General features: G+C 74.3%; 26 protein-coding genes and 1 pseudogene. 13 read left to right on the top strand and 14 right to left on the bottom strand.

Annotated elements, in window-relative coordinates; genetic code table 11:
- Nucleotides 1-28: 28 nt before the first annotated feature.
- Nucleotides 29-934 (bottom strand): non-homologous end-joining DNA ligase, encoded by a 906-nt coding sequence (gene ligD, locus LPU43_RS02995; RefSeq protein WP_229398659.1) that lies wholly within the window; start codon nt 932-934, stop codon nt 29-31.
- Entirely contained in the window at nt 924-1,868 is a 945-nt protein-coding gene (gene ligD / locus LPU43_RS03000; protein WP_229398661.1) for a non-homologous end-joining DNA ligase, read from the bottom strand. Before ligD (LPU43_RS03000) ends, ligD (LPU43_RS02995) begins: the two co-directional genes overlap by 11 nt.
- Before the next feature lie 84 nt (nt 1,869-1,952).
- Between ligD (LPU43_RS03000) and ku the strand changes: the two genes are divergently transcribed.
- Nucleotides 1,953-2,969: a non-homologous end joining protein Ku gene (gene ku, locus LPU43_RS03005; RefSeq protein WP_229398663.1), complete on the top strand. Its 1,017-nt coding sequence runs from the start codon at nt 1,953-1,955 to the stop codon at nt 2,967-2,969.
- Between the two features lie 59 nt (nt 2,970-3,028).
- Here ku and LPU43_RS03010 read toward each other — a convergent pair whose 3' ends face one another.
- Nucleotides 3,029-3,421, bottom strand: coding sequence for a PPOX class F420-dependent oxidoreductase (locus tag LPU43_RS03010; protein ID WP_229398664.1), 393 nt, complete (start codon nt 3,419-3,421; stop codon nt 3,029-3,031).
- Nucleotides 3,422-3,582: 161 nt separating this feature from the next.
- Here LPU43_RS03010 and LPU43_RS03015 point away from each other — a divergent pair, with 161 nt between their 5' ends.
- The 3 genes from LPU43_RS03015 (at nt 3,583) to LPU43_RS03025 (ending at nt 5,960) form a co-directional block, all read left to right on the top strand.
- Complete coding sequence (locus LPU43_RS03015) at nt 3,583-4,242, top strand: FKBP-type peptidyl-prolyl cis-trans isomerase (RefSeq protein WP_229398666.1); 660 nt, start codon at nt 3,583-3,585, stop codon at nt 4,240-4,242.
- 207 nt (nt 4,243-4,449) lie between these two features.
- Nucleotides 4,450-5,274, top strand: a complete 825-nt coding sequence (locus LPU43_RS03020; RefSeq protein WP_229399302.1) for an SCO6745 family protein — start codon at nt 4,450-4,452, stop codon at nt 5,272-5,274.
- 44 nt (nt 5,275-5,318) lie between these two features.
- On the top strand, nt 5,319-5,960 hold the full coding sequence (locus LPU43_RS03025; RefSeq protein ID WP_229399303.1) for an HAD family hydrolase: 642 nt from the start codon (nt 5,319-5,321) through the stop codon (nt 5,958-5,960).
- A gap of 34 nt (nt 5,961-5,994) precedes the next feature.
- On the opposite strand, the gene LPU43_RS03030 is transcribed toward LPU43_RS03025, so the two are convergent.
- On the bottom strand, nt 5,995-6,720 hold the full coding sequence (locus LPU43_RS03030) for a DUF981 family protein (protein ID WP_229399304.1): 726 nt from the start codon (nt 6,718-6,720) through the stop codon (nt 5,995-5,997).
- Between the two features lie 294 nt (nt 6,721-7,014).
- On the opposite strand from LPU43_RS03030, the gene LPU43_RS03035 reads away from it, so the two are divergent.
- Entirely contained in the window at nt 7,015-8,019 is a 1,005-nt protein-coding gene (locus tag LPU43_RS03035; RefSeq protein WP_229398668.1) for an NADPH:quinone reductase, read from the top strand.
- A gap of 184 nt (nt 8,020-8,203) precedes the next feature.
- Here the strand turns inward: LPU43_RS03035 and LPU43_RS03040 are convergent, their stop codons facing one another.
- Nucleotides 8,204-9,856, bottom strand: coding sequence for a fatty acid--CoA ligase (locus LPU43_RS03040; protein WP_229398670.1), 1,653 nt, complete (start codon nt 9,854-9,856; stop codon nt 8,204-8,206).
- 56 nt (nt 9,857-9,912) lie between these two features.
- Between LPU43_RS03040 and LPU43_RS03045 the strand changes: the two genes are divergently transcribed.
- Nucleotides 9,913-10,404, top strand: coding sequence for an NUDIX domain-containing protein (locus LPU43_RS03045; RefSeq protein ID WP_229398672.1), 492 nt, complete (start codon nt 9,913-9,915; stop codon nt 10,402-10,404).
- Between the two features lie 18 nt (nt 10,405-10,422).
- Here LPU43_RS03045 and LPU43_RS03050 read toward each other — a convergent pair whose 3' ends face one another.
- Nucleotides 10,423-12,099: an MDR family MFS transporter gene (locus LPU43_RS03050; RefSeq protein WP_229398674.1), complete on the bottom strand. Its 1,677-nt coding sequence runs from the start codon at nt 12,097-12,099 to the stop codon at nt 10,423-10,425.
- Nucleotides 12,100-12,138: 39 nt separating this feature from the next.
- On the bottom strand, nt 12,139-12,690 hold the full coding sequence (locus LPU43_RS03055; protein ID WP_229398676.1) for a type 1 glutamine amidotransferase domain-containing protein: 552 nt from the start codon (nt 12,688-12,690) through the stop codon (nt 12,139-12,141).
- Between the two features lie 190 nt (nt 12,691-12,880).
- On the opposite strand from LPU43_RS03055, the gene rfaE2 reads away from it, so the two are divergent.
- A complete protein-coding gene (rfaE2, locus tag LPU43_RS03060; RefSeq protein WP_229398677.1) occupies nt 12,881-14,743 on the top strand; it encodes a D-glycero-beta-D-manno-heptose 1-phosphate adenylyltransferase in 1,863 nt (620 codons plus the stop codon).
- The gene (locus LPU43_RS03065; protein WP_229398678.1) at nt 14,740-15,603 is read left to right on the top strand and encodes a glycosyltransferase family 2 protein; all 864 of its coding nucleotides are present in this window, start codon (nt 14,740-14,742) and stop codon (nt 15,601-15,603) included. The genes rfaE2 and LPU43_RS03065 overlap by 4 nt, the downstream gene beginning before the upstream one ends.
- Before the next feature lie 88 nt (nt 15,604-15,691).
- On the opposite strand, the gene LPU43_RS03070 is transcribed toward LPU43_RS03065, so the two are convergent.
- Genes LPU43_RS03070 through LPU43_RS03080 form a run of 3 tightly spaced genes read right to left on the bottom strand, consistent with a single transcriptional unit; the run spans nt 15,692 to nt 17,857 of the window.
- Nucleotides 15,692-16,795 (bottom strand): glycosyltransferase family 9 protein, encoded by a 1,104-nt coding sequence (locus LPU43_RS03070; RefSeq protein ID WP_229398679.1) that lies wholly within the window; start codon nt 16,793-16,795, stop codon nt 15,692-15,694.
- A gap of 7 nt (nt 16,796-16,802) precedes the next feature.
- A complete protein-coding gene (locus LPU43_RS03075) occupies nt 16,803-17,354 on the bottom strand; it encodes an Hsp20/alpha crystallin family protein (protein WP_229398680.1) in 552 nt (183 codons plus the stop codon).
- Nucleotides 17,351-17,857 carry a DUF2231 domain-containing protein gene (locus LPU43_RS03080; protein ID WP_229398681.1) on the bottom strand — a complete coding sequence of 169 codons (507 nt, stop codon included), beginning with the start codon at nt 17,855-17,857 and terminating at the stop codon, nt 17,351-17,353. Before LPU43_RS03080 ends, LPU43_RS03075 begins: the two co-directional genes overlap by 4 nt.
- 165 nt (nt 17,858-18,022) lie before the next feature.
- Here LPU43_RS03080 and LPU43_RS03085 point away from each other — a divergent pair, with 165 nt between their 5' ends.
- The 3 genes from LPU43_RS03085 to LPU43_RS03095 all read left to right on the top strand — a co-directional run bounded on the left by LPU43_RS03085 (nt 18,023) and on the right by LPU43_RS03095 (nt 20,661).
- Nucleotides 18,023-18,640, top strand: a complete 618-nt coding sequence (locus LPU43_RS03085; protein WP_229398682.1) for a pyridoxamine 5'-phosphate oxidase family protein — start codon at nt 18,023-18,025, stop codon at nt 18,638-18,640.
- Between the two features lie 75 nt (nt 18,641-18,715).
- A complete protein-coding gene (locus tag LPU43_RS03090; protein ID WP_229398683.1) occupies nt 18,716-19,354 on the top strand; it encodes a winged helix-turn-helix domain-containing protein in 639 nt (212 codons plus the stop codon).
- Nucleotides 19,351-20,661 carry an MFS transporter gene (locus LPU43_RS03095; RefSeq protein ID WP_373321641.1) on the top strand — a complete coding sequence of 437 codons (1,311 nt, stop codon included), beginning with the start codon at nt 19,351-19,353 and terminating at the stop codon, nt 20,659-20,661. The genes LPU43_RS03090 and LPU43_RS03095 overlap by 4 nt, the downstream gene beginning before the upstream one ends.
- Nucleotides 20,662-20,759: 98 nt before the next feature.
- On the opposite strand, the gene LPU43_RS03100 is transcribed toward LPU43_RS03095, so the two are convergent.
- Complete coding sequence (locus tag LPU43_RS03100; RefSeq protein ID WP_229398684.1) at nt 20,760-22,055, bottom strand: serine hydrolase domain-containing protein; 1,296 nt, start codon at nt 22,053-22,055, stop codon at nt 20,760-20,762.
- A gap of 127 nt (nt 22,056-22,182) precedes the next feature.
- On the opposite strand from LPU43_RS03100, the gene LPU43_RS03105 reads away from it, so the two are divergent.
- Nucleotides 22,183-22,668: a GNAT family N-acetyltransferase gene (locus LPU43_RS03105; protein ID WP_229398685.1), complete on the top strand. Its 486-nt coding sequence runs from the start codon at nt 22,183-22,185 to the stop codon at nt 22,666-22,668.
- Nucleotide 22,669: 1 nt separating this feature from the next.
- Here LPU43_RS03105 and LPU43_RS03110 read toward each other — a convergent pair whose 3' ends face one another.
- Nucleotides 22,670-23,209, bottom strand: coding sequence for a DUF4240 domain-containing protein (locus tag LPU43_RS03110; RefSeq protein WP_229398686.1), 540 nt, complete (start codon nt 23,207-23,209; stop codon nt 22,670-22,672).
- Nucleotides 23,210-23,383: 174 nt separating this feature from the next.
- Between LPU43_RS03110 and LPU43_RS03115 the strand changes: the two are divergent.
- Nucleotides 23,384-23,833: pseudogene (locus tag LPU43_RS03115) on the top strand (SRPBCC family protein); the annotation flags it as partial.
- 320 nt (nt 23,834-24,153) lie between these two features.
- On the opposite strand, the gene LPU43_RS28635 reads toward LPU43_RS03115, so the two are convergent.
- Nucleotides 24,154-24,768 carry a collagen-like protein gene (locus LPU43_RS28635; RefSeq protein ID WP_305073263.1) on the bottom strand — a complete coding sequence of 205 codons (615 nt, stop codon included), beginning with the start codon at nt 24,766-24,768 and terminating at the stop codon, nt 24,154-24,156.
- Nucleotides 24,765-25,079, bottom strand: a complete 315-nt coding sequence (locus LPU43_RS03125) for a hypothetical protein (protein WP_229398687.1) — start codon at nt 25,077-25,079, stop codon at nt 24,765-24,767. The genes LPU43_RS28635 and LPU43_RS03125 overlap by 4 nt, the downstream gene beginning before the upstream one ends.
- Between the last annotated feature and the right edge of the window lie 5 nt (nt 25,080-25,084).

The following is a 25,084-nucleotide window of genomic DNA, read 5'->3' on the forward strand; positions in this document are numbered from 1 at the left end:
GCAGAAAGCGATTGCAGGGGGCCCTTCCTTACACCTTCGGGCCGGCGGTGAGCAGGGGGGCCAGCAGGTCGCCGTGCTTGTCGACGCGCTTGAGCACCTCGGCCGCCGTGTACGGCTTCGTCGCCGGGCGCTTGCCCGCCGCACCCGCCTCCACCTCGTCCCACGTCAGCGGCGTCGACACCGACGGCACCGCCTGCGCCCGCAGCGAGTACGGGGCCACCGTCGTCTTCGCCGCGTTGTTCTGGCTCCAGTCGATGAAGACCTTCCCGCCCCGCAGGTTCTTCGCCATCTTCGACACGACCAGCTTCGGGTGCGCCGCCTCCAGCTCCCGGGCTATCCGGTGCGCGTACTCCGACACGACCTCGGAGGACTGAGTACCGGAGATCGGGCAACAGAGCTGCATCCCCTTCTTGCCGGACGTCTTGGGGTAGCTGTCGATCCCGTCGGCGGCCAGCCGATCGCGCATCAGCAGCGCCACCTGGCAGCACTGCTTCAGCGCCGCCGGGGCACCCGGGTCCAGGTCGACCACCATCATGTCCGGCGGGGAACCGACCCTCCACTGCGGCGTGTGCAGCTCCAGGGCGGCGAGGTTGGCCAGCCAAACCAGGGTCGGCAGGTCGTCGCAGACGACGTAGTCGATCGTCTCCCGCCCCTTGCTCGACCCGGGGGCGGGCAGCGTCTCGGTGCGTACCCAGTCGGGGGTCGCGGCCGGGGCGTTCTTCTCGAAGAACGAGCCGCCGTCGACCCCGTTGGGGAAGCGGATGCGGGTGAGCGGCCGGTCGGCCAGGTGCGGCAGGAGCACCGGGGCGATGCGGGTGTAGTAGTCGATCACCTCGCCCTTGGTGAAGCCCGTCCCCGGGTAGAGCACCTTGTCGAGGTTGGACACCTCCAGGGAGCGCCCCTCGACGTCGACCTTGAGCCGGTCAGCCGGCATCGTCCACCTCCTCCGGCGGCTTGTCGGGGCGCAGCCGCAGCACCCGGGGGAAGCGCAGCCGGCCGTCGGGGGTGCGCTGGCCGTACTTCACCTCCACCACGACCCGGGGTGTTACCCACATCGCGCCCCGGGCATCCTCGCGGGGCACCTCGCCGCGCCCGAACGGCGAGTTCGCCGTGCCCAGCGGCTCCAGCTCGCGCAGCAGTTCACGCTCGATGGCCGCGCCGATGCCGCCGCCGACGCGGCCCCGGTAGGCGAGGGTGCCGTCGGGCCTGGGCACCCCGACCAGCAGCCCGCCGATCCGGCGCGCGCCGGGCCGCCAGCCGCCGACGACGAAGTCGCCGGTGACCTCCAGCTTGACCTTGACCCAGTCGGGCGAGCGCACCCCGGGCCGGTAGGCCGCGCCGACCCGCTTGGCCATCACCCCTTCGAGGCCGAGCTCGCCCGCCGCGTCGTAGGTCGCCGGGCCGCCGGGGAAGGCCGGCGGCACGGCCCAGCGGGCACCGCCGAGCCCGAGCGCGTCCAGCAGCTCCCGGCGCTCGCGCCACGGCCGGCCGATCAGGTCCGCGCCGCGCAGGCGCAGCAGGTCGAAGATCATGTACGTCACCGGCACGCTCGCCGCGAGCCGGGCCGCCTTCGTGGCGTCCCGCACGTGCATCCGCTCGGCCAGCGCCGTGAACGAGGGCTGCCCGGCCTGGTTGAGCAGCACCACCTCGCCGTCGAGCAGCGCGTCGTCGACCTGCTCGGCGAGGGTGAGCAGCTCCGGGTACGCGGCGGTGATCCGCACGCCCGAGCGCGCGTACAGCTCCTGGCGGCCGGCGGAGATGTCGGCCAGGGCGCGCACCCCGTCCCACTTGAACTCGTACGCCCAGTCGGCGCCGGCGGGCAGCGGGCCGGTCACCGCGAGCATCGGCTTCAGCGGCGCCCCGGGCACCTCCTGACTGTAGTTGCAGGCCGAAGCGCCCGCGCCCGCTTCGATCCTTTGCGATCCTGATCTGTACCGGGGAGAGGAGCGGGGATGCGGGCGATCTGGAAGGGGGCGGTCTCGTTCGGGCTGGTCTCGATCGCGGTGAAGCTCTACTCGGCCACGGAGGAGAAGGACATCCGCTTCCACCAGGTGCACCGGGACGACGGCGGTCGCATCCGGTACAAGCGCACCTGCTCGGTCTGCGGCGAGGAGGTCACCTACGACGACATCGCCAAGGGGTACGACATCGGCGGCGGCGAGATGGTGATCCTGACCGACGAGGACTTCGCCGACCTGCCGCTGACCAGCTCGCACGCGATCGACGTGCTGGAGTTCGTCCCGGCAGAGGAGGTCGACCCGATCCTCTACAACAAGGCGTACTTCCTGGAGCCGGAGGGCGCGGCCACCAAGCCGTACGTGCTGCTGCGGGACGCGCTCGTCGACTCGGAGCGGGTGGCGATCGTGAAGGTGGCGCTGCGCCAGCGGGAGCAGCTCGCCACGCTGCGGGTGCGCGAGGGCGTGCTCCTGCTCAACACGATGCTCTGGCCGGACGAGGTGCGTACCCCCGACTTCGGTTTCCTGGACGAGGACCTGAAGGTGCGGCCCCCGGAGCTGGCGATGGCCAGCTCGCTGATCGACTCGATGGCCGGGCGGTTCGAGCCGGACGCCTTCACCGACGACTACCGGGCGGCGTTGCAGGAGGTCATCGACGCGAAGGTGGAGGGCCGGGAGGTCGTCCAGCCGGAGGAGGTCGAGGCGGCCCCGGCCGCGGCGGTGGACCTGATGGCGGCGCTGAAGGCGTCGGTGGAGCGGGCGCGGGCGGCGCGCGGCGAGCAGCCGGCCGGCGGGGGCGAGCCGACCCCGATCACGTCGGCCCGCTCGGCGCAGAAGGCGGCGGAGCAGGCGGCCAAGGCGCCGGCGAAGAAGCCCGCCGAGAAGAAGGCGGCGGCGAAGAAGGCCGAGGGCGGGAAGAAGGCGGCCCCGAAGAAGGCGGCCGAGAAGCCCGCCGAGAAGAAGCCCCCGGCCAAGAAGGCCGCCGCGAAGAAGGCCCCCCGCAAGACCGCCTAGCGGTAAGGAAGGGCCCCTTGTTAACAGACGTCTGTTAACAAGGCGCCCTTCCTTACACCTCAGCCGCGGCCGAGTTTCTGGGTCGGGGTGACGCGGACGATGACACGCACCTCGCCGGGCTGGCGGAACGGGTAGGTCTCCTGCCCGAGGTACTTCTGCGCCATCCGGTCGATGTGCTCGTCGGCCCCCTCCTCGACGAACTCGGCGGTGCCCTTGACCCACAGGGCACGGAAGTCGTCGGCCTTGTCGACGACGGAGATCGCGACCGTCGGGTTGCGCTGGATGTTGTTGTACTTCTGCCGCCCCTTGGCGGTGTTGAACACGATGTGCTCGCCGTCGGTGTCCACCCAGACCGGCGTCACGTGTGGGGTGCCGTCCGGCTCGATCGTGCCCACGTGGGCGAGCTGCGGCTCGTTCAGGAGTGCCTGGTCTTCTTCGGTGAGGAGCGCCATGTCCAGAATCTACCCGGTTGGGCGGTGCCCACACGGGCGACTGTGTCCCGACCGGCCGGACACCGTACCCGGGCGAGGGAGCACCGGCGGCGGCGGGGCGGGTACCGTGTGCGCTGGCCTCGGCTGCGGCCGGGCCCCCACCTCTTGATCAGGGAGTCGACGTGAGCGAGCGTGTGCAGAACCGGTCGGCGGGCCAGGGCCCGGGCGGCAAGGCGGAGCGGCGGCTGGCCGCCCAGCTTGCGGCGAAGAAGGCAGCCGAGGCCAAGCGCCGCCGGCAGTCGATCCTGGGCGCGCTCTCCGGCGTGGCCGTCGTCGCCATCCTGGTCACGGTCTTCGTCCTGGTCAACCGGGGCGACGACGACGCGGCCGAGCAGGCCGCCGCCCCGGCGACCAGCGCCCCGGCCGCCGCGCCGACCGCGCCGCCGGCCCCGCAGCTCCCCGAGGGGGCGGACCCGGCGCTGACCAAGAAGCCGACGGTCGAGGCGGGCAAGGGTGAGTTGAAGAAGCTCGTCGTGACCACGCTGATCAAGGGCAAGGGCCCGGCGGTGAAGTCCGGCCAGCAGATCACCACCAACTACCTGGGCGTGTTCTACAAGGACGGCAAGGCCTTCGACTCGTCGTGGGACCGGGGCGAGCCCGCCACCTTCCCGATCGGCACCGGCAACGTCATCAAGGGCTGGGACCAGGGCCTGGTCGGGGTGCCGGTCGGCAGCCGCGTGCAGCTCGACATCCCCGCCGAGCTGGCGTACGGCAACGACGCCTCCAGCGGTCGCCCGGCCGGCCCGCTGCGCTTCATCGTCGACGTCCTCGCCGCCCAGTAAGCCCCCGGGCGGGGCGAGCCGGCGCGGGCCGGGGCCCCGGTCGGTGGCCCCGGTGCGGTGCGGTAGTTCACACAGGTCTTTCTCGCCCTTGCCTACGCCCAGTAGGTTCGGGGCCACCGTGGGCGGCTCCGGCCGCGACGCGGTGACCCCGAACCGACGCGGAGGTACGTTGTGGCGGCGCTGGACGACCCGGGGCTGGCCCGGGACATGTGGACGCACTTCGAGCCGGTACATGCCGTGACCTACTTCCACCCGCGCGCCCGCGCCGCGTACGAGGCGGTGGGGCTGCGCGGGTTCTGGCGCGGCTACTTCGCCGGCCGGGCCGCCCCGCTGGGCCCCGTCGACGCCGCCCCGGTGGTGGCCGCGTTCTTCTCCTTCGCTCCGCGCACGGTCTCCCGGGCGCTGCCGGGGGTGTGGCAGATCGCCGACCCGCAGGAGGCCCTGCGCGCCCGGCTCACCGGGGCGGTGCAGGCGCTGGCCGAGCTGACGTACGAGCTGCCGGAGGGGCACCTCGCCGAGGCCGCCGAGCTGCTGGAGACGGCGGCCCGGGCGGTGCAGGTCGGGGGCCGGGTGCTGGGCGCGGCGAACGCCGCGCTGCCGACCGCCGAGTACCCGCTGGCCCGGCTCTGGCAGGCGGCCACCACCCTGCGCGAGCACCGGGGTGACGGGCACATCGCCGCGCTGGTCGCCGCCGCTCTGGACCCGGTGGAGACCCTGGCCTGGAAGGTCGCCACGGGGATGCAGGCGGCGAACCTGCTGGGCCGGGGCTGGTCCGAGGAGGAGTGGCGGGCGGCCGACGGGCGGCTGGTCGAGCGGGGCTGGCTGACGCCGGGCGGCGAGCCGACCGCGCACGGCCGGGAGTCGTTCCGAGCGGTGGAGGACGCCACCGACGCCGCCGCCCTGCACCCGTGGCGGGCGCTCGGCGCGGAGCGGGTCGACCGGCTGCGCGAGCTGCTCGCACCGCTCGCCCGCGCCGCCCACACCGTCATCCCGCCGGACAGCCCGATCGGCCTGCCCGCCCCGCCGGCCTGACCCGGCCGGGCCGGCTCGGGCAGGATGGGGGCGTGGTGGATGCGATGGTCTTCGACCTGGACGGCGTGATCGTTGACTCCGAGCCGGTCTGGGAGGAGGTCCGCCGGGCGTACGTGGCGGCGCACGGCGGCACCTGGCAGCCGGACACCCAGCGCCGGCTGATGGGGATGAGCACCGGCGAGTGGGCCCGGTACCTCAGCGGGGAGCTGGGCGTCGACCGGACCCCTGAGCAGGTCGCCGCCGAGGTCGTCGAGGAGATGACCCGGCGGTACGCGCAGCGCGTACCGGTGATCGACGGGGCCGACGGGGTGGTGCGCCGGCTGGCCGCGCGGTGGCCGCTCGGGCTGGCCAGCTCCTCCCCCACCCGGCTGATCGGCGCGGCGCTGGCCGCGACGGGCCTGACGGAGGCGTTCCGGGCGACGCTGTCGACGGAGGAGACGCCCCGGGGCAAGCCCGCGCCCGACGTGTACCTGGCGGTCGCCGCCCGGATGGGCGTCCACCCGAGCCGCTGCGTGGCGGTCGAGGACTCCTCGAACGGGGTGCAGTCGGCCGCCGCCGCCGGGATGCGGGTGGTGGCGGTGCCGCACGGGGCGTACCCGCTGGACCCGGACGCCGAGGGGCTGGCGGCCGTGGTGCTGCCGGTGGTGGGCGACCTGACCCCGGAGGTCGTGACCGCGCTCGGGTGACCCGCCCGGCCGCGACCGCCGGCCCCCGGGGGGCCTACTGGGTGTTGACGATCAGCCCGATGTGGGTGAAGTAGTTGAGCGCCCCGAAGAGCAGGAACACCACCCCGGCGATCCCCCAGGTGATGCCGACGACGAGCAGCAGCGGACGGGCCAGCCGGCGCAGCGCGAACGGGAGGACCACGGCGCCGATCCCGACCAGCACGTACAGCCCGGAGATGAAGGTCGCCTCCAGCCAGGGGTAGTCGGCGAACTCACCGGAGATCGGCTCCTCGGGCGGGGCCGCGAAGAGGGTGTACGTCCAGCCGGCGGCGGCGATGGCGAAGCAGGCGAGCCCGAGCGCGAAGACGAACACGGACACCGGGCCGAGGAGCTGGCGGACCAGTTCGAGGCGGTGGCCGGGGTTGTCCGGCGGGTCGGCCGCGAGCATCGGCCCGCGTTTCCAGAACACCAGGGCCGCGCCGAGCATGAGCACCCCGAACGCCAGCGCCGGCTCGCCGAAGATGATGTTGTCGAAGGCGAAGCCGCCGCTCGCCAGGGGCCAGGTGAGGGTCATGTGCAGGCCGGTCAGGGCGAGGATGATCCCGGGTACGGCGAAGGCCATCGCCCAGCCGTCGGTGGCGATGTCGCGGCCCTGGACCAGCTGTCGGGCGAAGACGACCACCAGGATCAGGCCGGCTCCCGCCGCGATTGCCATGATCGTGTTGTAGGTGGGCATCTCCACCCAGTTGATCTTCAATCCGTCCTGCGCGAGCACGTTCATCACGCCCCCAGAAACCGCTTCCGTCGACGGTCGCTCGATACGACCGCTCCCCCTTCCATCCGTCCGGCGAGGGGGCCGGACAGGCGGCGGCAACCCTCCAGAACGTAACCGAAACTAGTTCTCTTTTTTCCGGTTCGCGGCTTTCCCGGCTACCGGCCACCCGTAGCCGGCCCGGCCCGGACGGGGGTCGTGATCGGCGCTGGCGGGACCGGGCGGAATGAACCCCGGTCGGCCGGGTAGCGGAACCGGCGGCGGCCCCGGGGGCGGGGCGGCGGCGAGGGTGAGGGGACGACGATGAGGGCGATCGTGTACGAGACCGGCGGCGACGCCTCGGTGCTGCGCCTGGTCGACCGGCCGGTGCCCGAGCCGGGGCCGGGCGAGGTGCTGGTCCGGGTGGCGGTCTCCGGGGTCAACCCGACGGACTGGAAGTCCCGCCGGCAGGACCCGCCGGCCGGTTGGCAGATCCCGGGCCAGGACGGCGCCGGCGTGATCGAGGCGGTCGGCGCGGGCGTGGACCGGGAGATCGGTGAGCGGGTGTGGGTCTGGGAGGCCGCCTGGCAGCGCCCCTGGGGCACGGCCGCCGAGTACACCGTGGTCCCGGTGCGGCAGGCGGTCCCGCTCGGGGACGCCTCCTTCGACCTGGGGGCGAGCCTGGGCATCCCCTTCCTCACCGCGCACCGCTGCCTCACCGCCGGGGAGTACGTGCCGGACCGGCTGCACCCCGGGGCGCTGGCCGACCACACGGTGCTGGTGCAGGGCGGGGCCGGCGCGGTCGGCAACGCGGCGATCCAGCTCGCCCGCTGGGCCGACGCCACCGTGATCACCACCGTGAGCAGCCCGGAGAAGGCGAACCTCGCGGCGTCGGCCGGCGCCTCGTTCGTGATCGACTACCGGGAGCAGGACGTGGTCGAGGAGGTCCGCCGGTTCGCCCCCGACGGGGTGCACACGATCGTCGAGGTCTCGGCGGCCCGGAACGTGGCGGCCGACGTCCAGGTGCTGCGCCGGGGCGGGGCGGTCTGCGTCTACGCCGACGACGGCGGGGGCGAGGTGACCCTCCCGATCAGGCCGCTGATGGCGCCGAACGCCCGCTGGCAGTTCGTGCTGGTCTACACCGCCCCGACGGCGGCCAAGGCGCAGGCGGTCCGGGACGTGGCGGCGGCGGTGGCGCAGGGCGGCGTGCGGGTGGGCGAGGAGGCCGGGCTGCCGCTGCACCACCACTCGCTGGCCGCCACGGCCGCCGCCCACCGGGCGGTGGAGAACTCCGTGGTCGGCAAGGTGCTCGTCACCACGACGGAGTAGCCGTTCACCGACTGTTTTCGCCGACGTCGGGACAGAGCCGAACAAGTTTCGCAAGAATGGAGGTGCGGGACGACCCGCGTGAGACGGGCGGCCCCGGCGCGGTGCGAACGCCGGGGCCGCCCCTGGGGAGGGATGTTCAGGAGTAACGTCCCTGCCCCTTCAGGCGACGATCCGCCTGAAAGCGTTACGGCGTTGTCAACTCTGTGACACTGAGCGCGCCGTCGGCGTGCCGGGAGCGGACCACCTTCTTGTCGAACTTGCCGACGCTGGTCTTCGGGACCGCCTCGACGAAGGCCCACCGCTCGGGCAACTGCCAGCGGGCCACCGAGGTCGCCAGGAAGTCGCGCAGCTCCTCGGCGGTCACCTCGGCGCCCTCGCGGACCACGACCGTGGCGAGGGGCCGCTCGCCCCAGCGCCCGTCCGGCACCCCCACCACGCACGCCTCCCGCACCGCCGGGTGGGCCATCAGGGCGTTCTCCAGCTCGACCGAGGAGATCCACTCGCCGCCGGACTTGATGACGTCCTTCGCCCGGTCGGTGAGCGTGACGTAGCCGTCGGGCGACAGGGTGCCGACGTCGCCGGTGCGCAGCCAGCCGTCGCGGAACTTCTCCCCGTCCGGGGCGTCGTCCCCGACGTACCGGGCGGTCACCCACGGCCCGCGGACCTCCAGCTCGCCCACGGACGCCCCGTCGGCGGGCAGCGGCTCGCCCAGCGGGCCGACGATCCGCGCGGCGACCCCGGCCGGGATGCGGCCCTGGGTGTAGCGGTACCGCCAGGCCGCCTCGCCGGTCGCCCCGGCCGGCGGGCGGGCGACCGAGCCGAGCGGCGACATCTCGGTCATCCCCCAGGCATGCACGATCTCGATGCCGTGCCGGTCGGCGAAGGCGTGCATCAGCGCGGGCGGACAGGCCGACCCGCCGACGACCACCTCCCGCAGCGAGGAGGTGTCGACGTCGTGGGCGTCGAGGTGGGCCAGCAGGTCGGTCCAGATGGTCGGCACGGCGGCGGCCGTCGTGGGCCGCTCGGCGGCGATCATCTCGGCGATCGGGGCGGCCTGGAGGAAGCGGTCCGGCATGACCAGCGACGCCCCGGAGAGGAACGCCGCGTACGGCAGGCCCCAGGCCATGGCGTGGAACATCGGCACGATGACCAGCTCGCGGTCGGCGACGCCGAGGCCGAACCCCTCCGGCATGCAGACCTGGAGCGAGTGCAGGTAGATCGAGCGGTGCGAGTAGGCGACGCCCTTGGGCTCGCCGGTGGTCCCGGAGGTGTAGCAGAGGGCGGCGGCGTCGCGCTCGTCGGTCGCCGGCCAGTCGTACACCTCCGGCCGGCCGGCCAGCAGGGCGTCCCAGTGGTGTACGGCGATCCGGTCGCCGGCCGCCGCCACCAGCGGGGCGGGGTCGCCGCCGCCGACCACCACCACGTGCCGCACCGCGCCCATCCGGTCGATCACCCGGGCCAGCAGCGGAACGAGCGTCGAGTCGACCAGCACCACCCGGTCTTCCGCGTGGTCGGCGACGTAGACGAGCTGGTCGGGGAAGAGCCGGATGTTGAGCGTGTGCAGCACCGCGCCCATGCTGGGCACCGCGAAGTACGCCACCAGGTGCTCGGTGTTGTTCCACATGAACGTGGCGACCCGCTCGTCGCCGGTCACCCCGCACTCGTCGCGCAGCGCGTGGGCGAGCCGGGCCGCCGTGCGCCCCACCTCGGCGTACGACATCCGGCGGGGCTCCCCGCCGCCGGCCCAGGTGACCACCTCGGCGGTGGCGTGCACGGTGGAGCCGTGGTCGAGGATCCGGGCGACCTGGAGGGGGGCGTCCATCATCGTGCTACGCATGGGTAACAAATTAGTGTCGCGGGTTATGCGTTGGGAACCCCCGTTAGGTTGTCCTCGTGAGTATCTCCTGGGCCGATTCGTACGTGGGGCAACTGCGCGCCCTCGCCGGTGACCGCACCCTGATGTTCGTCGGTGCCCGCGCCGTCGTCCGGGACAACGCCGGCCGGGTGCTGCTGATCAGGCGCTCCGACAACGGCCAGTGGGCCATGCCGGCGGGGGCGATGGAGCTGGGCGAGTCGATCGCCGACTGCGCGGTCCGCGAGGTCCGCGAGGAGACCGGGCTGCGCGCCCTGCGGGTCGGGGCCTTCGCCCTCTACACCGGCCCGGACCGGACCAGCACCAACATGTACGGCCACACCTACCAGGTCTTCACGATCGCCTTCCGGGTGGAGGACTGGGACGGCGAGCTGGCCCGGGTCACCGACGAGACGACCGACGCGGGCTTCTTCCACCGCGACCGGTTCCCCGCCCCGCTCTCCACCTCGGTCGCCGAGACCCTCGCCGACCTGGACGTCTTCGAGCAGACCAACCGCCTGATCCTGAAGTGAGCCCCTGAGCGCGGCGGCTCAGAGCATCGTCTGGCTCTTGGCCTCCATGTCGGCGGCGGCCTCCTCCTTCGACTCCTTCGTCAGCGGCCGGCCGCCGGGGGCGGGGGCCTTCCCGCCGAGCGGGTCCGCGCCGCCGGTCGCGCCCTGCGGGCCGGCGCCCCGGAGCTGGTCGTTCGGCAGGGCCAGGGTCAGCAGCACCGCCACCACGGCGATCAGCCCGGTGGTGAGGAAGACCAGGTGCAGCGACTCGACGAACGCGGCCTGGACGGCGGCCCGGACCGGGCCGGGCAGGGCCAGGATCGTCCCCGGGTCGTTGATCGAGATGTCCGTCCCGCCCCGGGCCGCCACCGCCGCCCGCTGCTCGGGCGGGAGCTGGGCGATCGCGGCCGGCAGCCGGGCGGCGAGCTGGTCGCCGAGCCGGGAGGAGAGCACCGCCCCGAGGATCGCCACCCCGAACGAGCCGCCCAGCGACCGGAAGAACGTCGCCGAGGACGTGCCCGCCCCCAGGTCCCGGGCCGCGACCGAGTTCTGCACGGCGAGGATCAGCGACTGCATGCACAGGCCCAGCCCGACGCCGATCACCGTCAGGTAGGCGAAGGCCAGCCACAGCGACGTGGCGACCTGGAGCCGGGTGAACAGCAGCATCCCGGCGAGCAGCACCGCCGAGCCGGCCACCGGGAACCACTTGTACCGGCCGATCCGGCTCATCGCCCGGCCGGTGACGATCGAGGTGACGATGACGCCGGCCATCATCGGCAGCATCAGCAGGCCGCTGCGGGTCGGCGAGGCGCCCTTGACGAGCTGGAGGTAGAGCGGGATGAAGATGATGGACCCGAACATCACCAGCCCGAGGACGAAGCCCGCGCCGTTGGCCAGCGCGAACGTCCGGCCCCGGAACAGCCGCAGCGGCAGGATCGGCTCGCGGACCCGGGCCTCCTGGACGAGGAAGAGCGCGGTCAGCACCGCCCCGGCCGCGAAGAGCCCGACGATCGTCGCCGAGCCCCACGGGTACGAGGTGCCGCCCCAGCTCAGCGCCAGCAGGACGCAGCTCACCCCGGCGACCAGCAGCGCCGCGCCCAGCCAGTCGATCGCGTGCTCCCGCCGGGTGAACGGGATCAGCCGCAGCACGCGGTAGCAGACCACGATGGCCACCAGCGCCAGCGGCACGTTCAGGTAGAAGATCCACCGCCAGCTCGTCTCGGCGAAGTAGCCGCCGACCAGCGGCCCGGCCACCGAGGAGAGGCCGAAGACCGCCCCGAACAGCCCCTGGTACCGGCCGCGCTCCCGGGGCGGCACCACGTCCGAGATGATGGTGAACGCCAGCGTCATCAGGCCGCCCGCGCCGAGGCCCTGCACGCCCCGGGTCACGATGAGCTGGGTCATGTCCTGCGAGAGCCCGGCCAGCAGCGAACCGACCAGGAACGTCCCGATCGAGAAGAGGAAGACCGGGCGGCGGCCGTACAGGTCGGCCATCTTGCCGTACAGGGGGGTGGAGGCCGTGGAGGCGAGCAGGTACGCGGTGACCACCCAGGAGTAGTGGTCGATCCCGCCCAGCTCGCCGACGATCGTCGGCAGCGCCGTGCCGACGATCGTCTGGTCCAGCGCGGCGAGCAGCATCCCGGTCATCAGGCCGAACAGGAGCAGGCGGAGCTGGCGGGCGGAGAACTCCGGTGCGGCGTGCGCTTCGCTGGTCACCCCGCGTTCTTTCCCGTCCGGCGGGGAACATGCCTGCCGTCAGTGACGGCCCTCGGCGAACTCCTCCACGATCTTGGCGCAGAACGCCGGGAGGTCGTCCGGCTTACGGCTGCTGACCAGTCCGTTGTCCGTCACGACCTGCTCGTCCACCCACTGCGCGCCCGCGTTCGTCAGGTCGGTGCGCAGGCTCGGCCAGGAGGTGATGCGCCGGCCCTTCACCACGCCCGCCTCGACCAGCGTCCACGGGCCGTGGCAGATCACCCCGACCGGCTTGCCGGCGTCGAAGAACGCCTTCACGAACCGGACCGCGTCCGGGTCCGCGCGCAGGAAGTCCGGGTTCGCCACGCCGCCCGGCAACACCAGCGCGTCGTACCGGCCGGGGTCCGCCTCGGCCGCGGTCACGTCCACGTCGTACGTGCCGCCGTGGTCCAGGTGGTCGAAGGACTGGACCTTGCCGGGCTTCAGCGACACCAGCTCCGCCGTGGCCCCGGCCTTCTCGACCGCCTCGCGCGGCTGGGTGTACTCGACCTCCTCGACGCCGTCGGCGGCCAGGAACGCGATCCGCTTGCCCTGAAGTGTGGTCGCTGCCATCTCGTCCGTCTCCTCTCCGGTCTGCTTCCGTGTCCCCTTGCCGGTTCCCGGGCCCCGGTGCCCGAAACGCCGCCCGCCCGTGGCCCGCCCCACGCCGCGCGGCCCGTGCGGGCCGCCCCACCGCTGCGCGGGCCGTCGCGGCCCGGTCCGGCCCAGGTTTGACCCGGACCCCGCCGGGGACCCGGCGGGCATGGCAGGAGCAGCAGCGGAGGAGCGCCGGCTCGCCACCGTCGTGGAGGGCTGGCTCGGGCGTCCCGTGCTGGTGATCGGCGACGCCATGCTCGACGAGTGGCGGTTCGCGGAGTCCGACCGGCTCTGCCGGGAGGCGCCGGCCCCGGTGCTCAGCCTGCGCCGGCACATCTCGGCGGCGGGCGGCGCGGCGAACACCGCCGTGAACGTCGCCGCGCTCGGCGGGCGGGCGGTGCTGGTCGCCCCCGTCGGCGCCGACGTGGCCGGGGACGAGCTGCACGACTGCCTGGACCGCGCCGGCGTGTGGGACCGCACGATCAACCAGCCGGGCCGGCCGACCCCGGTCAAGCGGCGGATGCTCGCCGGCAACCAGATCCTGCTGCGCGAGGACTCCGGCGACCCGGACGACGCGCTCGACGCCGACGGGGTGACCCGGCTGCTCACCGCGCTGGAGCAGGCCACCGAGGAGCTGCGGGCCGCCGCTGGCGGCGAGCCGCCGACCCTGGTGGTCTGCGACTACGGGCTGGGCTCGCTGCCCGCGCCCGTGCGCGCCTGGCTGGTCGCCGCCCGCGACCGGTACGCCACGGTCGCCCTCGACGCCCACGACCTGGCCGACTGGCGGAGCCTCGCGCCGACCGTGGTCACCCCGAGCTTCGCCGAGGCGACCCGGCTGCTCGCCCGCGCCGGCGCGCGCGTCGACGCGTACCCGCATCTGGAGCACCCGGGGGGCGACCCGGCGGACGGCCCCTCGGAGCTGACCGTGGGGACCGCGCCGGGCTGCCGGCCCACCGGCGAGCCGACGCCCGGGGAGGACCGGGTGTCGATGACCGGCGACGGGATCAGCGTGACCGGCACGGGCGTGACCGTGAACACCGAGGCCGGCGAGGGCGTGGACCGGGCGGTGCTGGCCGAGTCCCGCCTCGCGGAGCTGCGCGCGCACACCGGCGCGGCCGTGGTCGCGGTGACCCTGGACACCGAGGGCGCGGTGGTCGGCGGGGCGGACGGCGCGCCCCGGCGCAGCCACAGCACCCCGGTGCCGGCGAGCCACGCGGTGGGCGCGGGCGACGTGTACCTGGCGGCGATGACGCTGGCCCTGGCCGCCGCCGCGCCCCTGCCGACGGCCGCGCAGCTCGCCCAGCTCGCCGCCACCATCACCGTCTCGGACACCGGCACCTGCGTGTGCCGGCGGGAGGAGCTGCTCGACGCGCTCGACGCGCCGGGCGGCGACGCCGGGCACCCGGTGCTGGTCGCCCCGGACGAGCTGGCGGCCGTCGTGGCCGCCCAGCGCGTCGCCGGCCGGTCGGTGGTCTTCACCAACGGCTGCTTCGACGTGCTGCACCCCGGGCACGTGCGCTACCTGGAACAGGCCCGCGCCCTCGGCGATCTGCTGGTGGTCGCGGTCAACTCCGACGGCAGCGTGCGCCGGTTGAAGGGCCCGGACCGCCCGGTCAACCCGGTGGAGGACCGGGTCACCCTGCTCGCCGCCCTGGCCTGCGTCGACCACGTGGTGGTCTTCGAGGAGGACTCCCCGACGGCGCTGATCGAGCTGGTCCGCCCCGACGTCTACGTCAAGGGCGGCGACTACCCGCCGGAGATGGTGCCGGAGGCGTCGCTGGTGCGCCGGCTCGGCGGGCAGGTCCGCACCCTCGGGTACGTGCCGGACCGCTCCACCTCCGCGATCATCGACCGCATCCGCGCCCAGGCGACGGACGCGTCGGCCCCGACCCGCCGACCGGACGCCCCCGGCCTCGACGCCGGCCCTGTCCCCGGCGCTGATCCCGGTTCCGGCCCTGATCCCGGTTCCGGCCCCGGCTCCGGCGCTGGTCCCGGTTCCGGGCGCTCGCTGACCGGCAGGCCGGCGTGAACCGACCGCTCGACCCCGGCACGCCCGGGGAGTTCCGCCGCCGGCGCCGGCTGGACGTGCTGATCCCCACCCGCAACCGCCCCGCCGAGCTGGCGGTCACCCTCGCCGGGCTCGCCGCCCAGGAGGGCGTACCCGGGTTCGGGGTGGTGGTCAGCGACCAGTCCGACGGCGACCCGGCGTACGCCCATCCGGCGGCGGCGACCCTGGTCCGGGCGCTGCGCCACCGGGGCCACCCGGTGCTGCTGACCCGGCGGCTGCCCCGGCGCGGGCTGGCCGAGCACCGCGCGTACCTGCTGGGGCACTCGGCGGCCCGGTACGTGCTCTGCCTCGACGACGACGTCTGGCTGGAGCCGGGGGCCCTGCGCCGGCTGGTCACCGCGATCGGCGAGCTGGGCTGCGGCTTCGTCGGCAACGCGGTGCACGGGCTGTCGTACGTCGACGACGTGCGCCCCGAGACCCACGGGCACTACGAGGAGTGGGCGGGGCGGCCGGTGCCGGAGCGGGTGCGGCCGGGCACCCCGCAGTGGCTGCGGGCGTCGATCCACTCGGCGGCGAACCTGCTGCACGTCACGGAGCGGCTGAACCTGCCGGCGGGGGCCTGGCGGGCGTACCGGGTGTCCTGGATCGGCGGGTGCGTCCTGTACGACCGGGCGGCGCTGGTCGGCTCGGGCGGCTTCGACTTCTGGCGGCGGCTGGGGGCGAACCACCAGGGCGAGGACGTGGCCGCCCAGCTCGCCGTGCTGGAGCGGCACGGCGGCGCGGGCGTCCTGCCCAGCGGCGCGTACCACCTGGAGTCGCCGACCACCGTCACCGAGCGCGACGTGGAGGCGTGGGAGGTCGTCCTGACCGACTCGGCGTGAGCCGAGCCGCCGCCCCGCCCTCGCCCCCGCCGAAGTGGTGAGAAGGGGACCCTTCTCTACCGTATGCGTTAACAGGGGGCCCTTCCTTTCACCCGAGCAGTTCGCGGGCGGCCTCCAGCACCTCGACGACCGGGATGTCGGTGACGAACGAGTCGCGGTGCGGGCACTCGCCGTCGCCGGGGCGGTGCGGGTAGATCCCGGGCGTGCAGTCGACGCCGCAGACCGGGCAGTGCACCGTCCAGGAGGCGATCGGCCGGTGCCGGGCGCGCAGCGGGTGCCCCGTGTTCATCGCGTTGCCGACCCAGTAGACGCCGACCGTGGCGGTGCCGACCGCCGCCGCCAGGTGCAGCGGGCCGGTGTCGTTCGAGACCAGCAGCGCGCAGCCGGCGTAGCAGGCGGCGAGCCCGCCGACGCTGAGCGTGCCGACCTGCGGGCGCACGGGCACCCCGGCCGCCCCGACCACCCGGTCCACCACGTCCCGCTCGGCGGGGGTGCCGGTGACCAGCACCTCGTACCCGTCGCCGACCAGCGCGCGGGCCACCTCCGCGAAGCGCTCCGCCGGCCAGCGCCGGCGGGTGTCGGTCGCGCCGGGGTGCAGCGCCACCCGGGGCCTCGTCGGCTCGCCCAGCACCCCGGCGGCCTCGGCCCGGTCGGCGTCGGTGACGGCCAGGGCGGGCAGGATCGTGGTGGCCGGCGCGCCGACCAGGGCGGCGACCTCCAGGTAGCGCAGCACCTCGTGCTGGTAGTAGACGTACCGGAGCCAGCGGTCCAGCGGCGGGGCGCCCTCGGCCCGCAGGCCGGCGGTGACCCGCGCGGCCAGGCCGGTCACGATCGGGGTGGAGTTGCCGCCACCGCCGTGCATCTGCAACGCCAGGTCGAAACGCTCGTCGCGGGCCGTGGCCAGGAAACCCTCCATCGAGGACGCCGGCTCGCCCGGGTCGGGCCCCCGGATGCCGGGTGCGGGCGGCACCACCAGGACGCGGTCCACGGGGCCGGGGCGGTCGCGCCAGAGCTTCGCGTGCCACGGCGCGCCGAGCAGCACGATCTCCGCCCCCGGGTACGCGGCCCGCAGCGCCTCCAGCGCGGGCAGCACGAAGATGAAGTCGCCGAGCGCGTTGGCGCGCAGCACGGCGATCCGCGCGACGTCGCCGACGGGCTCGCCCGCCGGGCCCAGCGGCAACGGGGTGACCACGGCCCCGCTACGGCCGGTCGATCTCGTCGACGGCCGTGTCGGGGTGGTGCAGTTCCCGGTCGGCGGCCGGGTCGGCGCTGCGGGACGGGTCGCCGGTGCCGCGCCGGCCGGTGCGGCCGACGGTGATGGTGCGGGGCGCGGGGCGGCTCGCCCGGGGCAGCCGGACCCGCAGCAGGCCGTGGTCCATCACCGCGTCGACGTGGTCGGGGTCCACCCGCGCCGGCAGGTCCACCCGGTACTCGAAGCCCCGGGTCTCGAACCCGCCGGGGATGCCGTGGTCGGCGTTGACCTCGGCCTCCGAGCGGGCCCGGATGCAGAGCTCCCGGTCGTCCAGCTCGACGGCCACCTCCTCGGGGGCGACGCCGGGCAACCGCACCACGGCCTCCCAGCCCTCGGCGGTCTCGCTCAGCTCCACCTCGGGCGGGCCGGACCGCCCCCCGCCGACCAGCCGGCTCAGCTCGGCGCGCAGCGACTGGAGCTCCCCCATCGGGTCCCAGCTCTGCTGCCGGCCGCGCCAGCCCCGGCCGAAACCACCGCCCGATCCGGGCTGTTCGCTCATCGCACGTCTCCGATCCGCTGGGTGGCCGCCGGGGGCCGCAGTGAGCTGGGGGCGTCGAGGTGGGCCTCCCGGTCGACGCCGACGCCGAGCCGGTCGACCAGTTCTCCGCCGAGCCACGCGCTGCCGCCGAGGATGGCCAGCGCGACCACCTCGATGGCGATGAGCGCGCCGCCGGCCGTCCGGGAGTCGGCGTTGAGCCGGACCGCCCAGACGGCGGCGAAGAGCAGGATCACGGCGACGTTCGCGGCGGCGTGGGCGAGGCCCACCCGCTTCGCCCGGGTGCCGGTGGGGATGGCGAGCAGGTCGAACGCGCCGGCCGCCGCCGCCAGCAGGCCGCCGATCAGGCCGACGGTGATGTTCCAGTACGCCACCTCGCCGAGGAACTTCGGGCCGCCGAGCGCGTCGACGACGTCGAAGATCACTGCGGTGACCAGCAGGCCGACCGGGAACGTGATCAGCATCGGGTGCACGGGGTGCCCGAGCACCTTGAGTCGACTCTCCATCGCGGCCTCCGTTGGTCAGTGGCGGGGCGCTCGGGTCAGGCGGTACCCGGGGCACCGTCGGACAAACCTCGCGCGGGCGACGCCCGGCTAGGCTGAGGCGCGACGGGGGCCCACGGCACCGGCGCCGTTCGCCGCCACCGGGACCAACGGTCGGGGAGGAATGTCGTGACGGTGGAGATCACCTCGCACGAGGAACTGCGCGAGTTGCTGGGGACGCCGAACGCGCGGGCGGCCAACAAGGAGCGGCGGGTCCTGCACGAGCGGGACCGGCAGTGGCTGGCCGCCTCGCCGTTCTGCCTGGTGGCCACGGCCGGCGCGGACGGCACCTGCGACGTCTCGCCGAAGGGCGACCCGCCCGGCTTCACCCTCGTCCTCGACGACACGACGATCGCCGTGCCGGAGCGGCCGGGCAACCGGCGGGCGGACGGCTACCGCAACATCCTCGACAACCCGCACGTCGGGCTGCTCTACCTGATCCCCGGCCGGACGGACACGCTGCGGATCAACGGCCGGGCCCGGCTGGTGCGCGACGCCCCGTTCTTCGACGACATGGTGGTCAAGGGCCACCGGCCGATCCTCGCGGTCGTGGTGGAGATCGAGCAGATCTTCTACCACTGCGCGAAGGCGTTCTTCCGCTCTGAGCTTTGGCGGCCGGAGACCTGGCAGCCGGACGCGCTGCCGTCCCGGGCGCGGCTGGTCAAGGAGGTCGAGATCGTCGGCGAGAGCCTGGAGGAGCTGGAGCGCCACTACGGCCCGGAGTACGCCAAGACGATTTACACCTGATCGCGGGGTAGCCCCTTGCGGCAGGGCCCGCGTAGGCCATTGCTAAAGACATCTTTCTAAAGATAGCTTTAGCGTATGACGCTGCCCCGGGTGAACCTCTCCGACCCGCTCGCCCTGCGCGGCTACGCGCATCCGTTGCGGATGGCCCTGATCGGGCTGCTGCGGCGCGAGGGCCCGATGACCGCCACCCGGGCCGCCGAGCGGCTCGGCGAGAACGTCCCCAACTGCTCCTTCCACCTACGCCAGCTCGCCAAGTACGGCCTGGCCGAGCGGGCACCGGCCGGCGATGCCCGGGAACGCCCCTGGCGCGCCACCGCAGCGGTCACCTCCTGGGACGACGCCTCGGACGACCCGCAGGTGCGCTCGGCCGCCGATGCGCTGAACGCCACCCAGCTCGCCCACTACACCCGGCAGGCGGAGCAGTTCCTCGCCCGCCGCGCCGAGGAGCCGACGGACTGGCGCGCGGTCACCGGCTTCAGCGACGACCCGCTGTACGTGACCGCCGACGAGATGGCGACCCTGACCCAGCGGATCGAGGCCCTGCTCGCCGAGTACGAACACCGCGTCACCGACCCGTCCCGCCGCCCGGCCGACGCCCGCCGGGTCACCCTCGTGCGGCTCGCCCTCGTCGACGAGAATCCGACGCCGGGCGGGAGCATGCCCGGGTCGACGCCGGGCCTCGCCGCGCCCGACGCCGGTGCGGGGGCCCGGTGAGTGGTGAGACGGCCGTCGCGCCGGTCGCCGTCGCGCCCGGCGGTCCCGCGCGGCGGGTCAGGCCGCCCAGGCCGTCGGAGCTGCTGCGCGAGCAGACGTTCCGGCGGTACTGGTCGGCGCAGACCGTCTCGTACTTCGGCGACGAGATCTCCACCCTCGCGCTGCCGCTGCTGGCCGTGCTCGGCACCGGGGCCGGACCGACCGAGATGGGCTACCTGACCGCCGCCGCCCTCGCCCCGAACCTGCTCTTCTCGCTGCTCGCCGGCGCGTGGGTCGACCGGATGCCGCACAAGCGCCGGCTGATGATCCTCGCCGACCTCGGACGGGCCCTCCTGCTGGCCGCCGTGCCGACGCTGTACCTGCTCGACGCGCTGGCCCTGCCCCAGCTCTACCTGATCGCCTTCGCGTCGGGCACGCTCGCCGTGCTCTTCGAGGTGGCGCGCGCTCCGCTCTTCGTGTCACTGGTGCGCCGGCCCGACTACGTGGCCGCGAACACCCTCATCTCGGGCAGCCGGGCGATGTCCCTGATCGCCGGTCCCAGCGTCGGCGGCGTGCTCGTGCAGGTGCTCACCGCCCCGGTCGCGATGCTCGCCGACGCCGCCTCGTACCTGGTGTCCGCGTACTTCCTGGGCCGGATCCGCCCGACGGAGCCGGCACCGTCGCGCGGAGCCGGGCTCGGCATCGGCGACGGGCTGCGGTTCCTGGCACGGGCGCCCATGATGCGGTCGATCCTCCTCGGCACCACCACCCTCAACCTGTTCAATTTCATGTTCTCGGCGCTCTTCGTGCTGTACGCCGTCGAGGAGCTCGGCCTCTCCCCCGGCGTGCTCGGCGCGGTGCTGGGCGCGGGCGCGGTGGGCGGGCTGTGCGGGGCGGCGCTCGCCGGCCGGCTGACCCGACGATTCGGGGTCGGGCCGACGATGGTGGCGAGCTTCCTGGCCTTCCCCGCCCCGCTGCTGCTCGTCCCGCTGGCCGACGGGCCGACGCCGATGGTGCTCGGCATGCTCCTCACCGCCGAGTTCGGTGCCGGCGTCGGCGTGATGATGCTCGACATCACCACCGGCTCGGTGCAGACCGCACTCACCCCCGACTCGCTGCTGTCCCGCACGATGGGCGCACGACGCACGGTCAACTACGGCATCCGACCCGTCGGGGCGCTGCTCGGCGGCGCTCTGGGCGCGGCCCTGGGGGTCCGGCCGACGCTGTGGATCGCCACTGCGGGTGCGCTCCTCGGCCTGCTCTGGGTGCTCCTGAGTCCCGTACGTGGCCTGCGCGAACTCCCCGAGTGCCCGGAGGAGCCGACCTGATCCCGGGACCGGTCGCCGGTGGCCGGCCATCCCGTGGACGCGGCGACGCCTCCCGGCGAGGTTCCGCCGGGAGGCGTCGCGTGCGGGGCGGGCCGGGTCTACCCGGCGGTGGTCGGGGCGGGGGGCGGGCTCTGCAGGTCCTTGAGGACCGAGGCCGGGACCGGCTTGCCGAGCATCACGCAGACGGACGCGTCGGTGGCGGCCATGGTCACCGTGTAGTAGTGGTCCGTGCGGGCGTTGGGCTCGGCGTCGAAGGGCTCCCCGTTGGCGGCGCTGACCACGGTGCGCCGGCCGTCGGCGGTGGCCAGGGCGATGCTGTGGAGCCCGAGGGTGTCGCCGCCGTGGCCCCACACCGTGCCGCACGCCGTGTCGAGCCTGATCAGCCCGAGACCGTAGCCGCCCTTCAGGCCGAAGTCCCCCGGCATGGCGACCGTGGTCGTCATCTGCTTGAGCTGCGCCTTGGAGAACAGCTTGCCCTGGAGCACGGCGGAGAAGAACCGGGAGAGGTCGTCGGTGGTGGAGATGACGGCCCCGGCGGCGCCGCCCCAGCCGCCGATCGGCCAGGTGGCCGTGTCGATGTAGACCGGCTTCGGGCCGGCGAACTCGACCCCGTAGCCGTGGGCGTAGCCCGGGCCGGTGTTGGTGGCCCGCGGGTCGGCGTAGTAGGTGTGCCGCAGGCCGAGCGGGCCGGCGATGCGCTGCTGCACCAGCTCCGCCATGCCCTTGCCGGTCAGCTTCTCCAGGATCATCCCGAGCAGGGTGTAGTTGGTGTTGGAGTAGGACCACTCCTGGCCCGGCGGGAAGTTCGGCTGGTGCCTGAACGCCACGGCGAGCAGCTCCCGGTCGGTCCACACCCGCTGCGGATCGACCTTCAGGCCGGACATGAACCCGCCGTCGGCGGTGTAGCTGGACAGCCCGCTGGTGTGGTTGAGCAGCATCCGGACGGTGATGTTGCGGCCGTTCGGCACCACACCCGGCAGGTAGCGCGAGACCGGCGCGTCCAGCTCGATCTGCCCACGGTCGACCAACTGGAGGACGAGGGTCGCCGTGAAGGTCTTCGTGTTGCTGCCGGCCTCGAACTGGTCGCGGGCGGCCATGCGTCGCCCCGTGGCGATGTCCGCGAGCCCGGCAACCGTGCGGGTCACCCGGCGGCCGTCGTCGACCCGGGCCACGTATCCGGGCGGGCCGGCCGCCATCACCCGGCGGGCGACGTCCTCCATCACGGCGGTCCCGCCCTGGTGGGCGGGGGTGAACGCCGTCGGGCGCTCAGTGGCCCCGGCGGCGGCGGTGCCGATCCCGACGGAGGCGGTCAGCATGGCCGCGGCGGTCGCCAGAACCGCGGCGTTGCGCGCCAGGCGGTACTTCTTGGCTGTGGTGTTCCGCGTCGTCGTCATGCAATAGAGCATGTCGAGTCGCCCCGGTCGGGTCATTGCTGCTCACTGCCCAGTCGCTGTCCAGGGCGCACCACCGGGCGCGGTGGTGCCAGCACCACCTCCGCCGTGTTCGGTAGCATCGGCGGCCGTGCTGATCCGGGAGTTCGCCGAGGCCGACTGGCCGCAGGTGTGGGAGATCTTCGCCGAGGTCGTCCGGGCCGGGGAGACGTTCACCTACGACCCGGCGTCGACCGCCGAGCAGGCGTACGGCATGTGGGTGGAGCGCCCGCCGGGGCGGACCGTCGTGGCGGTGGAGGGCGACCGGGTCCTCGGCACGGCGAAGATGGGCACCAACCGGCCGGGGCCGGGGTCGCACGTGTCCACCGCGAGCTTCATGGTGGCGGCCGACGCCCGGGGGCGCGGGGTCGGCACGGCGCTGTGCCGGGACGCGCTGGACTGGGCGCGCGGGCACGGCTACGCCGGGATGCAGTTCAACGCGGTGGCCGAGTCCAACCGGGCGGCGGTCGACCTGTACCGGCGGCACGGGTTCGAGGTGGTCGGCACGGTGCCGGGCGCGTTCGCGCACCCGGGCCTGGGCCGGGTCGGCCTCCACGTGATGTACCGGGCGTTCTGAGCTACTCCCGCCAGCCCTCGGGGTTGCTGAAGGACTCGCGGGAGATGCCCGAGCCGGTGAGCGGCCACGCGCCGAACCGCTCGTCGTGCAGGTGGGCGAAGAGGTAGCAGATGCGCTCGCACCCGGCGTCGGGCACGGCCAGGGCCGGGTTGACGCGCACCGCCTCGTAGTACTCCCGCCCGAGCGCGACGATGTGGCCCCGGGCGTAGAGGAAGCCGTCGTCGGAGCCGTCCGTCACCGCGTGGACGTCGGCGCGGTCGATCTCGTGGAGCTTGCGCTCGACCACCCGGTCGAGGGCGGTCAACTCCTCGCTCGACAGGTCGGTCGCGAGGGCGCGCAGGTTGTCGAGGAACGGGGCGAACCACCCGTCGAGGGCGTGCGCGTCGGCGTCACCGTCGGCCGGGCCGCGCTCCCGCAGGGCCCGGCGCAGGGCCACGGGCTCCGGGCCGAGTCGCTCCCAGGCGGCCTCCAGGAGAGCCCAGAACCGGGCCTCGTCCTGCGCGCTCGGCAGCTTCGGCGCCCCGTCCACTGTGATGCTCATGGACCGGAGGCTAACGACCACCCCCGACATCCTCCCTCGCGATCGGGGCGGCAAACGTGGCCCTCGTCCCACAGTGGACCCGATTGGGCCGACCGAGGGCGGGTACGACTGGTGCTGGACGCGAGAACGGCTCTCCGTGAGCGAGAGCACCGAAACCAACCCGAAGGAGGGACGATGACGACCAAGGTCGAGAAGTCCGTCGAGGTGAACGTTCCGGTCAGCACCGCGTACAACCAGTGGACGCAGTTCGAGGAGTTCCCCCGGTTCATGGGCGGCGTCAAGGAGGTGCGCCAGCTCGACGACCGGCGCATGCACTGGGTCGCCGAGATCGCCGGCGTCAAGCGTGAGTGGGACGCCAAGGTCCTGGAGCAGGTCCCGGACCGCAAGGTCGCCTGGGCCGCCACCGAGGGCGCGACCAACGCCGGGGCCGTGCACTTCCAGCCGGTGGGCACGGACCGCACCGTGGTCAAGCTCTCCCTGGAGTACGAGCCGGAGGGCTTCGTCGAGAAGGCCGGCGACAAGCTGCACATCGTCGAGCGGCAGGCCGAGTCGGACCTGGAGAAGTTCAAGGCGTACATCGAGAGCCGTGGGGTCGAGACCGGCGCGTGGCGCGGCTCGGTCGACGAGGGCCGCCAGCTCGGCACGCCCGGCGTCGAGTACGCCGCCGGCACCCGGGGCGACAGCGGCAAGGTCGGCGACTCCGCTCGGCGGACCGACGTCGGGGCGGGCCAGCACACCGGCGGGTTCACCGGCTCGGGGGGCAGCCACCGTCCCCTCTGACCGGCACCGTACGACAGGGCCCGGGCCGCGACGGCCCGGGCCAGTCGTGCTGTGACCGCTGCGGGGACGCGCTGGACCGTGCCCGACCCGATGTCGGTGACATCGCGGCCACCAACGGGCGGGACGCCGCCATGTCGCCGACCCGGAGCCGGTGACGCGCTGGCTCACCCGGCCACACAGGCGGCGATGCGCTGCGTCCCGTCGACGGTGACGACGGTGACGACCTGCGCGGTCGTACCCTCGGGGCACTGTGGTCCGGGCGGGCCGGTCTCGCCCTGCGGCCCCCGCTCGCCCGGCGGCCCCGCCTCGCCGCGCGGGCCCTCCTCGCCCCGTGGCCCCGACGGACCGCTCGGCCCGGTCGCGCCGCCGAGGCCGGGTAGGCCGGCCGGTCCGGTGGGCCCCGCCGGCCCGGGTGGCCCCTGAGGGCCGGGGTCGCCCCGAGGGCCCGGCGGGCCGGTAGGCCCGGGAGCGCCATCGAGGCCGGGCACCCCGGGCGGGCCCGGCGGCCCGGCCGGGCCCGGAGCGCCGCGCACGCCCCGCAGCTCGGCCGGGTCGATGACGCACGTCCCGCCGAGCTGCCGGACCTGCTGGCACAGTTGCTCCGCGCCGGACACGGCGGTGGCCGCCCGCCGCTGCTCCTGACTGGCGTGTCGGCCCAGGGACGCGGCCCACCAGCCGATAGCGGCGGCGATCAGGGCGGTCGCCGCGATGGCCACCACGGCACGGCGGCGGCTGAGGCGGTCCATCCGCTCGCGTAGCTGAACGACGTCATCGGTCACGGGTCACCGCCTGGGTCGAGCGGACGCAGTCTCGTCAGTTCCCGCAGCAGGGAGTCGGCGCGGTCCTCGGCCGCCCGGCGGGCGGTGCGGGCCTCGTCGACGGCGCGCTGGAGAAGGTCGAGCCGAGCCTCGGCTGCCGAGCGTCGCGCCTCGGCCTCGTCGGCGCGGCGCTCGGCCCGGTCGATGGCCTCCTGGTACTCCTTGCGGTCGGCGCGGTTCGCGTTGAGCAGGTAGAGGACGACCATGACGAGCAACCCGCCGGCACCGACCGCGCCGAGCCCGCCGGGTGGGAGCATGGTCGTCAGGTCCACCCGCC

Source organism: Micromonospora okii (genome assembly GCF_020884795.1).
In the GTDB taxonomy this organism is placed as follows: domain Bacteria; phylum Actinomycetota; class Actinomycetes; order Mycobacteriales; family Micromonosporaceae; genus Micromonospora; species Micromonospora okii.

What these genes read in the sequence shown, in the direction of transcription:
- ligD (WP_229398659.1), bottom strand. Translation starts at nt 934, where the DNA reads ATGCCGGCTGACCGGCTCAAGGTCGACGTCGAGGGGCGCTCCCTGGAG.
- ku (WP_229398663.1), top strand. Translation starts at nt 1,953, where the DNA reads ATGCGGGCGATCTGGAAGGGGGCGGTCTCGTTCGGGCTGGTCTCGATC.
- LPU43_RS03010 (WP_229398664.1), bottom strand. Translation starts at nt 3,421, where the DNA reads ATGGCGCTCCTCACCGAAGAAGACCAGGCACTCCTGAACGAGCCGCAG.
- LPU43_RS03020 (WP_229399302.1), top strand. Translation starts at nt 4,450, where the DNA reads ATGTGGACGCACTTCGAGCCGGTACATGCCGTGACCTACTTCCACCCG.
- LPU43_RS03025 (WP_229399303.1), top strand. Translation starts at nt 5,319, where the DNA reads ATGGTCTTCGACCTGGACGGCGTGATCGTTGACTCCGAGCCGGTCTGG.
- LPU43_RS03030 (WP_229399304.1), bottom strand. Translation starts at nt 6,720, where the DNA reads ATGAACGTGCTCGCGCAGGACGGATTGAAGATCAACTGGGTGGAGATG.
- LPU43_RS03035 (WP_229398668.1), top strand. Translation starts at nt 7,015, where the DNA reads ATGAGGGCGATCGTGTACGAGACCGGCGGCGACGCCTCGGTGCTGCGC.
- LPU43_RS03040 (WP_229398670.1), bottom strand. Translation starts at nt 9,856, where the DNA reads ATGCGTAGCACGATGATGGACGCCCCCCTCCAGGTCGCCCGGATCCTC.
- LPU43_RS03055 (WP_229398676.1), bottom strand. Translation starts at nt 12,690, where the DNA reads ATGGCAGCGACCACACTTCAGGGCAAGCGGATCGCGTTCCTGGCCGCC.
- rfaE2 (WP_229398677.1), top strand. Translation starts at nt 12,881, where the DNA reads ATGGCAGGAGCAGCAGCGGAGGAGCGCCGGCTCGCCACCGTCGTGGAG.
- LPU43_RS03075 (WP_229398680.1), bottom strand. Translation starts at nt 17,354, where the DNA reads ATGAGCGAACAGCCCGGATCGGGCGGTGGTTTCGGCCGGGGCTGGCGC.
- LPU43_RS03080 (WP_229398681.1), bottom strand. Translation starts at nt 17,857, where the DNA reads ATGGAGAGTCGACTCAAGGTGCTCGGGCACCCCGTGCACCCGATGCTG.
- LPU43_RS03090 (WP_229398683.1), top strand. Translation starts at nt 18,716, where the DNA reads ATGACGCTGCCCCGGGTGAACCTCTCCGACCCGCTCGCCCTGCGCGGC.
- LPU43_RS03100 (WP_229398684.1), bottom strand. Translation starts at nt 22,055, where the DNA reads ATGACGACGACGCGGAACACCACAGCCAAGAAGTACCGCCTGGCGCGC.
- LPU43_RS03110 (WP_229398686.1), bottom strand. Translation starts at nt 23,209, where the DNA reads ATGAGCATCACAGTGGACGGGGCGCCGAAGCTGCCGAGCGCGCAGGAC.